Source organism: Mitsuaria sp. TWR114 (assembly GCF_007997345.1).
Genome location: NZ_VOSR01000189.1, coordinates 1 through 11277 on the forward strand (window position 1 = coordinate 1; position 11277 = coordinate 11277).

Consider the following 11277-nt stretch of genomic DNA (forward strand, 5'->3'; position numbering starts at 1 on the left):
CCGCCCCCAGCGGGGGGCGACGGACTGCAGAAATGGGGGGATGAAGCGGGGAACTGGGTGCCGACGCGAGGCCGTTCGCCGGCTCAGCCTCGTGCGGCGGTGACGGGTCCGCGGTTAGACGCCAACCGCGCCCGCACTTCCATCAGGGCGAAACCCAGCAGGTTCAGGCCGCACCACGCGCGCGGATCCAACGCTCGTTCGTCGTTCGCTGCCAGGCCAATCCCCCAGATGCGGTCAACGGGGCTGGCCTCGACAAGCACGCGGTCGCCCGTGGTGAGCAGATAGTCCTGCAATGCCCGGTTCTGCGAAAACTTGCCTTCGTTGGCGCGGACGACGATGTCAAAACGTGCCTGTTCCCAACGCGCGTCGTCGAACCCCTTCACGCCTCGGCCCAGCTTCTTGGCCTCCGCAGGGGTTCTGGCGGCCAGGATGCTGGCGCGCGTCTCCACGTCGCCGAAGAGGCGAGCCTTCTCGGCCATCATGAAATGCTCAGCCGTGAGGTAGGTCTGCCCGTCGACCTCGAAGCTCGCTTCGAACCATTGGCTGAAGCAGCCCTTCCCGATGGAGCCATCGGCGTTGGGCTGGTGTCCCCAGAAGAGAACGTACTTCGGCGTGGCGCCAGCCTCAAGCGCATGCCGCAGGTCTTCGATGCTGCGGAGATTCAAGATGTCAGTCACGGTGCTGCCGTTGGTAGACGTGCTCAAGCGGGGTAACGAGTTGCGGGTTGTCGTCCTGCGCGTACTGGCGCTGCTTGGCAACGAAGTCGGTCATGTCGATGACCTCCATCAGCTCAGTCGTCGCGAACGCACGCAAGAGACTGCCACGCAGGCCGAGCTGGATGGCACGACGCGGTAGCTTGGCGCCGCTGGGCGCATGGTCCGGATCCCACTGCCGGCGCACTTCGGAGGTGGCGACGGCGTCCTGCCATTCCTGCTGGGTGGCGTAGCGCGTCGGATCGAAGGACGACGACACCGCAGCGTCGAGCAACTTGTCGAAGAAGGCCCGACGGATGCGCAGGCCCAGGATGACTTCCTGCCCCTCCTTCAAGCCCCAACCGCAGCGGTACATCATCCACAGGAAGTTGGGCTTCACCCAGCTCATGCGGTTGAAGCTGTAGTCCGGGCCACCGAAGTGGCCATGCTCGGTGGCATAACGCCCAATGGACGGGCGATAGGCCTGATAAACGACAACGCTGGTGTCGTCATGGTGGGCAAGGATGTGCTCGCCTTCTTCGGGCCATTGGGCGGCTTGCTGCAGGTGGGGAGCGGTTGCGAGTTTCATGTCCCGTTCTCGTTGTTGTTCTCGGGGAAGCGCCGGATCATCTCAATGGTGCCGACGATGTTGTCGTTCAGGGTTTCCAGTTCCTCAGCCGGCACCCACCACTCCGTGTGATGGGCGGCGCCCACTCGATGGACGGTAAAGCGCTGCATGAACGCCTCACGCACCTCAAAGCGAGTCACGAAGCCGGCGCCGCTTGCGGCCACGTTCCAGTCACGCGCGATCTCCACTGCGTACGCTTCATTGGTCACCGGATAGAAGATGGGCTGGTCCGGCAGCCGCGGCGGCCATCGGCGATTGCCGCTGGCTTGCACCAGCGCCAGTTCCTTGGGCCCGGTGGGGCGGTAGAGGGTGACGGTGTTGTTCATGAGAATCCCCGAGCTTTATAAGTTGTTCTATACAACTAAAACAAGTTGCACAATACAACTCGAAAGCAGTTCCGTCAAGCAAAGAGCCCGCATGCCTGCCAAGCCATCTCGGTCGAAAGCCCCCGCGCTAGGTTTCCCGTTGCCGTTCACGACGGTGGACGTGGTCATCTTCACCGTCGCGGACGACGCGCTGAAGGTGTTGCTCGTGCAGCGCCCAGGTGACAAAGAGTCCGAGCCGTTTCCAGGCGCTGGGCACTGCCAGGGGGATTCGTCAACGTCGATGTCGACGCGGACCTGCTGGCTTGCGCGGAACGCAAGCTCCGCGAGAAGACGGGCGTTCGCAGCCCCTATCTCGAACAGCTGGGAAGCTGGGGCGGAGCGAGCAGGGATCCGCGCGGGTGGTCGGCCACGCACGTGTACTTTGCGCTGATCCCAAGCCGCGACATCGAGCTTGCCAGAGGGGCTAACGCGGCGGACGTTGCCTGGTTCAAGGTCGACGAGGTGTTGGCCAACCCGAAACTGGCGTTTGACCATGCGGCGATCTTGCAAGCCGCCGTCGAGCGCTTGCGCGGCCGGGTGGAGTACACCTCGCTGCCCGCCTTCCTGCTGGCGGAGCCGTTCACGTTGCCGCAGTTGCAGCGCATCTACGAGATCGTGCTGAATCGCGACGTCGACAAGAGCGGCTTCCGAACGCGAATGCTGGCCGCGCAGTTCCTTGTCGAGGCAGGGCACGTGGAGGGCACCTCGAACCGACCAGCCATGGGCTATCGGCTGGCGGATCGCAGCGCGCCCATCGTGTTTCCCAGGACCTTCAGCCCTCGGGGCTGAGGAAAAGTTCAATCTTGATCGCTACAAAAAGCCGATGGTTCAGAGTTGGGTGAGACAACAGTTCAAAGCGGGTCGACGCGGCCGGCGCCAAGCCTCTGATTAAATATGGAATGCAATTTCCAGTGCTCGGCGCACACCGACACCGGCGCTTATCGGCGCCTTCTGGGGATTGGCTCCTCCGCGACTCCGGCGGCGTAGCTACCGCCAAAGCACGTTGAGCAGGTAGCGCAAGTCACCGGTTGGCGAGCGTCGCTGGCGAAACTAGTTCCATATTCTCTTGCCTCGGATGGACAAGAGTGCGCAACCTCAAATCTTCTCCCTCCTGGGACCGCCGGCTGAAGACCAGAAAGCCGATTTGCTGTCACGGTCCGCTCTCTTGAAGACCAGTTCACCGTTCCGATTCCGGCCATAGCTCACTGTCCTGTAATCCTTAAAGAGTTCGTCCCGCATGTATTCCAGAGCCGGCCTAAGAGAGCCGGGCCTAGTCAAAAAATCGATGATCCAAAGACTGTCGCCTTCGTTCCATTCGAAGTCATGCAGTTCCAAGCGTTTGGTTCTTATAACTCGACGCTCCACATCGGGAACCAATAAGGCCCACACAACAAACCCCGTGCACTGCCCAAACCCGTTATAGAACACCTTCGTCTGACCCAGGCCATGCGCGAACGACAGCGCATGCGAAAAACGCGCCAAAGACGTTCCACCATGGCTGGGTCGAGCACCAGCGAACCGCACCATGGCACCTATATCTTCATTGGCGCGTCGATGATTGACATCGGCCTCGCCTTTCACGCCCGCTACGTCGTAGTACATTTCATCTGGAAAGAGCTTGACAGGACCAATGATGTTAGTCAGAGAGGATATGAACGGCGTTTTTGATGATCGAATCTATAAAATCTCCGACCCCGGAAAGATCTTTCTCGAAATTTCGCAACCCATCGTAGATTGACTCGCGCACAAGAAAGCTGAGGGGCCCGTTCAATCTCAGACACCGTTGAAGTGCGGGAGTGCGTAGACTCCGCATATATTCAGCAGGTTGCTGCCCTCGGTAGGCGAAATACAGGGCATCCAGACAACGTGACAAGGTATCGGCCAGAACAGGATCGCCCAAACTTTCCCTTAAAGTTGTCGATCCGCCCAGCTCCCTCCCTGCATACGCGCGCAATGCTTCGTTGAGATCGTGCCAGCCTATCGATTGAAGCGGAACTGCCGACGTATTAACGGTATCAAACCCTTCTTTCAATATATATCGTCGACTACCTCTCAATGCAATTTCCCGCATACACCGGTACGCATCATCAAGCAGCCTCCTCGGCATCAATAGAAGTGCATCCTCCGGAATCCCGGACAGCTTTGAGAACTCTATAGCCAAGCAAGCATCATGGTGACAGCGGAATTCCTGCAAGAGTTCCAGTGTCGGAACAATCTTGTAGTCTGATGGCCGGGGAAGATAGCGCTCCAGCTGCTGGCGCATGCTCAAGAGAATTATTTCAATATATTCACCCTGATTCCAAATATCAGCCCCGCTGGGCTTTGGCGCCCCGATGCGGCGCCGATAAGCCGGTACAGCCGTGCATGTGCCAAAGTCAAGGAAGCGGCCGTCCAGCGCGATGTTTGATGCACTCAGCCCTCCATGGAATATGCGCTTCGCGTGTGCCGCGGCAAGCTGCTTGGCAAAGCGTGCGGCGATGGCAAGCAGTCCTTCATTGATCTTGGTCCGCTCCACGCCGAGTTCGCGTTCAAAAATTTCCGGGAGCTTTTGCGTAGCAAATCGAACTCGAGCGCTATCGTTCGATATTCCGAATTCCGGATGAGGGCGAAAATGTATGTTTCGCAGGAAGTGCGCAGGACGCCAGGCGAAACGGCGCAACAGGACGACGCGAGGTACTGATGGCGGGCTTCCAGGTTTTGCAAAAGCGGCTCTGGCGAATGTTCCGGTGGACATTAGTGCCAGCGTCGGCACGGCGCCGTAGGGAAGCACCTCGCCACATATTGAACTCATTATGGCCTCGTGACCCGCATCCAGAAGATCGATGGTGCCGCCCGAATGCAATATCTCTGGTTCGCTACCCGGCCTTGCACCGTATAGCGGGGTCAACCCAACGCCCTTAATTTGGACGTCCGAACTCGTAGCGCAGCGGGCGCTTCCTCCGCAGAATCCGATGCCTTCGCCACCGTATCGATCGGAAAACAGCGAAACTGCGTCAGTTCTATGCGCAGCGTCTGGGAACTCCGGAATGACACAGCAATAGTCTTTCAGCTCAAGTTCCGTAAAATGATTTCCGCTCCACGTCCAATGCACCGTTGGTCGTGCACACCGCTCCAGCTTCACGGCGACGGAGAGAGGCGAATTTCCAAGAACAACCGTCATGAACTCATTCTGCTTGTGAGGCGATTCAACTGAAAAGTTGGGGACGCCAGGGTTTCACTTTATGTCAGCTTGCGCCCCGCCAAGCCTTTCCGATCCTGGAGGGATCGCAGCAGGAGTAGAACCGTCGCGACTACCGCAAACCGCTTCACCGCTGTGAAATAGTCAATTGTTTCATTGAATAGGAGCCCGGCGAACCATGAATCGCTGCCGCCGGTCAGCAGGCCGGACCAGATGTTTGACCACGAGTGAACTAAAACAGGAGCCCACAATACCTTGCTTGCCTGATAGACCAGCCCCAACAACAACCCCACGCAGAAGAATCCGAAGAAGTTCAACCACGACGCCCTTGCCGCTTCTCCATGAAACAGTGCAAACACGGCGGACTGAGAAATAAGACAGACCAGCGCCGGCGAATTCGAGTACTGCAACAGCATTCTCAGCAGCATGCCCCTGAACAAAAACTCCTCTATCGCGGCGGCGACAATCACTATTGCCGCAGATATGGGAAGAAGCTCCCAGCGCATGATGCCGTTGATCGCGACGTCTTTCCGAGAGGCCCAGGCGAGCACGATTGAAATGACGGGGATTGCTATTACAGGAACAATTGCATGCATGAATCCCGATAGGCTGACTCCTCGCGAAAAGAAGAGGGCCTCCGTGCTCGACTTTGATATAAGAGGCGGGGCGCTTTTATATGCGAGGTAGATTGCGCCAGAGACAGCGAACTGCACGCCTAAAAAGAGAGAAGTCTTAAATAGGTAGCTCCCCTTCGCAGGCCCAACCATCCTCATGGAAGCGTCCGAAATGACGTGAGAGCACCCAACGACGAAAGTGACCGCAGCAAAAAAGACAAGGATGCATGCGGCGACCCTCAATGCACTGGCAGCTATTCTTTTCATGGCGAAATCATGAATAGTAGGTCGCTCATATCCAATGGTCGCCAAGAGCCAATCTCCGGGAAAGGCCGGAGCCGGAACTCTCGCCGTCCCAGACATTGGGCAGCGATCATGCGCATGACTTCGCTGGACGCGTCCAAACTTCCAACCAACAGTAAATATGGCCGCACTACGGCGGCCATATGAATGGCAACTTGTATTAAGCCGTCATTCAGAAAAGGCAAATCCAATGGGCTTCGATCCAATTGCTACCGTTAGCCCCGAGGCATCGAATCACGTCGTCGCGGCTGACAATTTCGCCGGTGTAGTGATAATTGTCGCCCATGCCGGTTGCACCGACTTCACCACCGGAAATTGCATCAAATTCGGTCGCTTCAATAAGTCGCACAATAGTTTCCTCCAAAGAAATAGATCGAAAGCGGTCGATCCGTCCGAATCTTCGCGAGAAACAACCTCGCTCAGAATCTCTTTCCCTTCAAGGCCAACACCGGCTAGTGCATCCAAATTCATGCCAGTTGCCAGTTCCGCTTGTTTTCCGTAGGTGTGAACCCAGCCTCCCTTGCGCATGTGCCTTGTTAGTCCTTTTTCTTTCCACGCAAAAAAGTCTAAGAGAGTAGGGCCAGGTTCAAATTCCCCCCAGAAGGAGGAGAAACTAGGCGAAAAGACGGATCCGTCAAAAAGCCCTTTTGTCTTTCGCTGAAGTTGTGGACCGTTCAGCGCGCTTGCTGTAGAGCCCGGACATTCACGAGCCGCGGTAGCGCTTCTTTCCTCACGCCCACGGCGTGTCTGCAAAGCGCTGGCCCACCTCGCCCTGTGCTGCGGACCATTGCTTTCTTGCCCGGTTTCTTGCTGCGCTTCCAAGCCAAGGGCTCGATGCCGACCGCGTGCGCACCCCGTCAGCGCGCAACCAGGCGGCTCCGGCGGCACCACGCGCGCCGTTCGGGCCGCCAGGATGCTGGCGTGGGTCTCCCAAGCCTCCCGGCTCAGTTCGCGCCACCCGCCTCCGTCCGCTCACGATGAATCCGAGCGCTCTGATGCTTCTCCGCCCGATTCACCGCGACCTGCTCGCCTCGCGCGATGTGCCCGTTGTGCGCCGCGACCGCTTCCTTGTGACTGACTTCCGCTTGTCCGCGCTCGAGCTGCCCCACCTCCCGGCGAGACAGTGAGCCGTCCTGCAGTCCCGACTCGATGCGGCGCTGCTGGTTGATGTTGTGCTGCACGTCGGCCTCCATGCGCTTGGCCGATCGGGAATTGGGAGAAGCCACCTGGCCATTGCTCTCGAGCCGGGTGATGTCGGCGCTGGCCCGGTTCTGCGCGGCTCGCAAGCGAGCGCGCTCCGCGTCCGACAGATGCCCATCCTTCAACTCCCGCGATTGCAGCTTGTCGATGCGGCCTTCCTCGCGTTCGAGCTTGCCGGCTTCCTGCACGGTCAACTCGCCGCTCTTCAATCCGTCTTCGATGCGGCGCTGTTGATTGACGTCGCGCTGCACGGTCGTGGCCGTGGACTGCGCGAAGCTGGCGCTGCACACCGCGATCAGCGCCGAGACGGCCAGCAGTCGAGCATTGAGCTTCATATCGATCCTTCCATTCCGATTCGTTGAGAAGAGAGGCCGATGGCCCCACGGCCAGTCAACGTCCCCCGCCGCGAACCAGCGGACAGCAAAGCTGGTGCAGTCGGTCGCGAATGGGTAAAGAAGTCCGAAGTGATGAAGCCCGGGTCGACGAAGGATCAAGCGCGCGTGAAGACGCAATCGCAGCAGGCCAAGTCAGGCTCGCCACCAGCGGCGCCCGCGGCATGGCACCTGAGGCCTGGACTGCCCATTCGCCTCAGGTGCCGCCATCACGACGCCGCGCTCAGGGCTGCGCGGTGACCGCGTTCAGCGACGATTCCTCGACGACCTGACCGGCGCTGTTGGTGTGCCGCACGCGGATCACGCCGAAGCCCTTCGCGAACCACAAGGTCGACGGACCGTCCTCGCCCGCGGCGGCGGCCTGGGTCTTGATCCGGCAGGTGTCGGCGAAGGTCTTGCCGGCCAGCGTCAGCGTTTCAAAGCCCTCGAAGGTCCAGGTTTCCTCCAGCGCTTCGGTGTCGGTCTGCCCGGCCTGCGGGCCGGTCAGCTGCTGCACCGTGTCGGTGTACTTCAGGACCGTCGATTGGCCGGCCTGCAAGGTCAGCGGCAACAGGAAGGCTGCGGAATGGACGGTCTTGGCCTGCGCCGTGCCGGACTCGTCGTACTCGACGAGGCCCCAGAAGCGAATGCCGTTGGTCTCGGCTGACCAATAGCTCGCGGCGCTCCGGATGTCGGTGGCGCCCGCGAATTCCACGCTGCCACTGCGGGCGGCCCCGTCGAAGTTCTCGTTCACGACGAGGACCTTGCCGGAGGTGCTTCCCCCATCGGGGTCGGTCATGGTGTACGCCGTGCCGGGCGTCAGGTTGAAGCAAGCGGCCAAGGTCGGTCCGGCCGGTGCAACCGGGGCGTCCGGTGCCGGCGGCGTGGCGGGAGAGGCGTCGTCATCGCCGCCACCGCAGGCGGCCAGAACGGCGCAGAGGACGGTCGTGAGGAAAAGGTGCTTCGTGTGCGGGGCGTGGGAGCGTGCGGTCTGCATGGGCGTGCTTCGTTGAACGTGCGTTGGTACGGCTTGTTTCGGGGATGTCTGATGACGTCGCCCAGTTTGCGCAAGCGCCGCGCGGCCGTTCGAAAGGAACTCCAAAGCTTGAACAACCGATCCATCGCCCACTTCCAACCACGTCATCACCGAGTCACCACCCACGGCTCCAAGGCGACCTGAACGTGGCGGCGGCGACAACGTTCGTTCGACAATCGCGCATCCCAACATCCGGCCACGTCCGTGAGCGGTGAGATCTTCGTCTTCGGACGCTGCGAGGTACGCGTCGCGCAGCGGCAAGTCCTGCTCGAGGGCCATCTCCGGCCGCTCGAACCGTTGCCTTTCGACCTGCTGGTCTACCTGATTCGCCAGCGGCATCAGGTCGTCACGAAAGCCCGTCTGCTCGACGAGGTGTGGCGCAACCGGCACCTCGGCGAAGCCGTGATCTCGGTGGCGGTGCAGAAGGCGCGACTGGCGATCGGCGACAGCAGCAGGCGAGCGAGGCTGCTCGTCACCGTGCCACGACGAGGCTATCGCTTCGTCGGTGAGCCGGACGCGCCGCGGATGCTGGAGAACGTCCGCCCGGGCGCCGCGCCGCAACAGCCCGCCTCCCTGCTCCTGGCCAATCGGCCACTGCTGCTTGCGCCGCAAGTCGACGGCTCGCTGATCGGATGGCTGGAGCGCCTGGCCCACGCCGACGACGCCGCGGCGCTGACGGTCGCCTCACGACTGCTGGAGCAGGCGCATGCGGCGGGACTCGTGCCGATGGAAGCCGCGGTGCATCGCGTGCTGGCCCGCCTGCACGAGCGCCAGGGCGCCTCCTGCCTGGCGCGGCTGCACATCAACGAGGTCATGCGCCTGATGGCCTCCGAGGCACCGCCCTGGGAGGCTCGCGATGGTCGCCATCTCCTGTACCACGCCCTCGATCAGTCGCCCGACCCGATCTTCATCAAGGACCAGGCGCATCGGTGGGTATTCCTCAACCGGGCGTTCTGCCGCCTCATCGGCCAGGCGCGCGAGGACCTCCTCGGCAAGTCCGACTACGACTTTTTCCCCGAGCGTCAGGCCGACGTCTTCTGGCAGCAGGACGACGTGGTGCTGCGGTCCCGCGAGGAAAGCACCAACGAGGAAGTCATCACGCCCGCGCGTGGCGCGACCCACATCGCCACCACGACGAAGGCGATCCTGGTCGACGACAGCCGGGAGAGCTTCCTGATCGGCACGCTGCGGTGCCGGCAGCACGTGTAGGCGCCAGGTCCCGAGGGCACGGGCGAGCGCGGCGATCTCACGCTCGATCGGCGCCTGCCTGTTCGTCCCCGTCAGCCGGTGAAGCCGGCGCCGCCTCGTGGCCGTAGGCCTTGGACGCCCGCATCACCAACGCGACCACCGTCCCGCGGCCCGGCGCGCTCGTGATGCGCAGCCGCGCGCCCAGGCCCTTCGCCCGCTCGCGCATCGAGGCCAGCCCCAGGTGTCCCGGCCGGCCCTGCGCTGCCAGTGCGGGGAGCATGCCGGTGCCGTCGTCGCGCAGCGTGACCCGAAGCCACCATCCGCCGAAGCGCCAGCTCATCGTGATGCGGTCCGCATGCGCATGCCGGAACGCGTTCAGCAGCGCCTCGCCGAGGATCAGCCGCAGCTCGTCCCGCACCTCCGGTCGCAGCGGCCGCTCCCGACCCACCGTCACCAGATGGAACTCGCCGTCGTAGTCCCGCGCCAGTTGCGCGGCGATGTCCTCCAGCTCGCGCGGCAGGCTGCTCCCGGTCTCGCTGGCGCCGCGCAGCGCCATCACGCGGCGGCGGCTTTCGTCGAGCACCTCGTCGGCCATCACCAGGTCGGCGTCGATGGCCTCCCTCACCGGATGGGCCGTGGGCAGCTGCGCCGAGTGCGCCTCGACGCGCAGGATCAGCCCCTGCACGCCCTGCAGCAGCGTGTCGTGCAGTTCCCGGGCGATGCGCTCGCGCTCGGCCATGCGGGTGCGCATCTGCTCGCGGGCGCGCCGTGCGGCCTGCCGCAGCCGCAGCCGGTGCAGCCCCCAGGCGAGCGCCGCCGCGGCCGCCACGCAGAGCGCGCGGAACCACAGGGTCTGGTGGAAGGCGGCGGGGATCTCGATCTCCTGCACCGCCTCCTCGCGCGCGGCCAGGCCGTCGTTGTTGAGCGCCAGCACGCGGAAGCGGTAACGCCCCGGGCTGAGGCTGGTGTAGACCGTCTCGCGCCGCCCGCCCGCTTCGCGCCAGCGCGCGTCCACGCCCTCGAGCCGATAACGGAAGCGCACCCGCTCCGGCACCGCCAGGCTCGCGGCGGAGAAGCGCAGCTCCATCATGTCCGTGAGCCGCGGCAGCACGAGCGGCGCGCCGACCGGGTACTCCGCGCCGCCCGCGCGCAGCCCGGTGATCCGCACCACCGGCGCGACCGTGTTGCGGCGTGGCTGCAGCGGGTCCAGCCAGGCGACGCCGGTCGTCCCGGCGAACCACAGGCGGCCGTCCCGGCCCTCGACCACGCTCGGCTGCGGCCAGAACGAGGTCGCGCTGCCGGGATAACCGTCGAGCGCGTCCAGCACCTCCAGCGCCAGCGGCTGACGCGGATCGGCGAGAAAGCGCTCGAGCGCCTCGCGGCGCACATGCACCGCGCCCTTGCGCGCGTTGAGCCACAGGTCGCCATTCGCCGTCTCGACGATGCCCGACACACCGGCCAGCGTCTCCTGCCCCTCGGCGACCAGCGGAATGAATCGATCGCCGCGCAGCAGGCTCACGCCGAAGTCGCCGGCGATCAACAAGCGCGTGCGCCCCGCGTGGACATGCCGTACGTCCCCGACGTCGACGCCCTCTTCCGGCCCGAAGCGCGTGGCCTCGCCATCGCGCCAGCGCCACAGCTGGTTGGCCTGCAGGCCCAGCCAGAGCGTCCCGTCCGCGGAGGCGGCGACGGCCGCCTCGAT

11 protein-coding genes and 1 pseudogene are annotated in these 11277 nt (G+C 62.8%); 2 read left to right on the top strand and 10 right to left on the bottom strand.

Annotated elements, in window-relative coordinates; translation table 11 throughout:
• Positions 1-83: 83 nt before the first annotated feature.
• Genes FUT87_RS08815 through FUT87_RS08825 form a run of 3 tightly spaced genes read right to left on the bottom strand, consistent with a single transcriptional unit; the run spans position 84 to position 1646 of the window.
• On the bottom strand, positions 84-704 hold the full coding sequence (locus tag FUT87_RS08815) for an NADAR family protein (protein ID WP_255511736.1): 621 nt from the start codon (positions 702-704) through the stop codon (positions 84-86).
• The gene (locus FUT87_RS08820; protein WP_147240798.1) at positions 670-1281 is read right to left on the bottom strand and encodes a DUF4291 domain-containing protein; all 612 of its coding nucleotides are present in this window, start codon (positions 1279-1281) and stop codon (positions 670-672) included. Before FUT87_RS08820 ends, FUT87_RS08815 begins: the two co-directional genes overlap by 35 nt.
• Positions 1278-1646, bottom strand: coding sequence for a hypothetical protein (locus FUT87_RS08825; RefSeq protein WP_147240799.1), 369 nt, complete (start codon positions 1644-1646; stop codon positions 1278-1280). The genes FUT87_RS08820 and FUT87_RS08825 overlap by 4 nt, the downstream gene beginning before the upstream one ends.
• A gap of 91 nt (positions 1647-1737) precedes the next feature.
• Between FUT87_RS08825 and FUT87_RS08830 the strand changes: the two are divergent.
• Positions 1738-2474 (top strand): annotated as a pseudogene (locus tag FUT87_RS08830) (NUDIX hydrolase).
• A 306-nt stretch (positions 2475-2780) separates the two neighbouring features.
• On the opposite strand, the gene FUT87_RS08835 reads toward FUT87_RS08830, so the two are convergent.
• From FUT87_RS08835 to FUT87_RS08860, 6 genes are all read right to left on the bottom strand, one after another.
• A complete protein-coding gene (locus FUT87_RS08835) occupies positions 2781-3287 on the bottom strand; it encodes a toxin-activating lysine-acyltransferase (protein WP_147240800.1) in 507 nt (168 codons plus the stop codon).
• A 34-nt stretch (positions 3288-3321) separates the two neighbouring features.
• Entirely contained in the window at positions 3322-4845 is a 1524-nt protein-coding gene (locus FUT87_RS08840) for a hypothetical protein (RefSeq protein ID WP_147240801.1), read from the bottom strand.
• Positions 4846-4904: 59 nt separating this feature from the next.
• Positions 4905-5789, bottom strand: a complete 885-nt coding sequence (locus FUT87_RS08845; RefSeq protein ID WP_186830442.1) for a CPBP family intramembrane glutamic endopeptidase — start codon at positions 5787-5789, stop codon at positions 4905-4907.
• Between the two features lie 225 nt (positions 5790-6014).
• On the bottom strand, positions 6015-6602 hold the full coding sequence (locus FUT87_RS08850; protein WP_147240803.1) for a hypothetical protein: 588 nt from the start codon (positions 6600-6602) through the stop codon (positions 6015-6017).
• Between the two features lie 122 nt (positions 6603-6724).
• The gene (locus FUT87_RS08855) at positions 6725-7474 is read right to left on the bottom strand and encodes a hypothetical protein (protein WP_255511737.1); all 750 of its coding nucleotides are present in this window, start codon (positions 7472-7474) and stop codon (positions 6725-6727) included.
• 121 nt (positions 7475-7595) lie between these two features.
• Positions 7596-8726 (bottom strand): hypothetical protein, encoded by a 1131-nt coding sequence (locus tag FUT87_RS08860; protein ID WP_186830443.1) that lies wholly within the window; start codon positions 8724-8726, stop codon positions 7596-7598.
• On the opposite strand from FUT87_RS08860, the gene FUT87_RS08865 reads away from it, so the two are divergent.
• Entirely contained in the window at positions 8685-9596 is a 912-nt protein-coding gene (locus FUT87_RS08865; RefSeq protein WP_186830444.1) for a PAS domain-containing protein, read from the top strand. The two genes, FUT87_RS08860 and FUT87_RS08865, sit on opposite strands and share 42 nt — an antisense overlap.
• Before the next feature lie 37 nt (positions 9597-9633).
• On the opposite strand, the gene FUT87_RS08870 is transcribed toward FUT87_RS08865, so the two are convergent.
• Positions 9634-11277 (bottom strand): triple tyrosine motif-containing protein (locus FUT87_RS08870; RefSeq protein ID WP_186830445.1); only part of this gene is annotated, 1644 nt, incomplete at its 5' end.

Bases quoted from the DNA above. Each gene is read 5' to 3' on its own strand.
- FUT87_RS08835 (WP_147240800.1), bottom strand. From the start codon at position 3,287: ATGTACTACGACGTAGCGGGCGTGAAAGGCGAGGCCGATGTCAATCAT.
- FUT87_RS08860 (WP_186830443.1), bottom strand. From the start codon at position 8,726: ATGCCGCTGGCGAATCAGGTAGACCAGCAGGTCGAAAGGCAACGGTTC.
- FUT87_RS08825 (WP_147240799.1), bottom strand. From the start codon at position 1,646: ATGAACAACACCGTCACCCTCTACCGCCCCACCGGGCCCAAGGAACTG.
- FUT87_RS08820 (WP_147240798.1), bottom strand. From the start codon at position 1,281: ATGAAACTCGCAACCGCTCCCCACCTGCAGCAAGCCGCCCAATGGCCC.
- FUT87_RS08840 (WP_147240801.1), bottom strand. From the start codon at position 4,845: ATGACGGTTGTTCTTGGAAATTCGCCTCTCTCCGTCGCCGTGAAGCTG.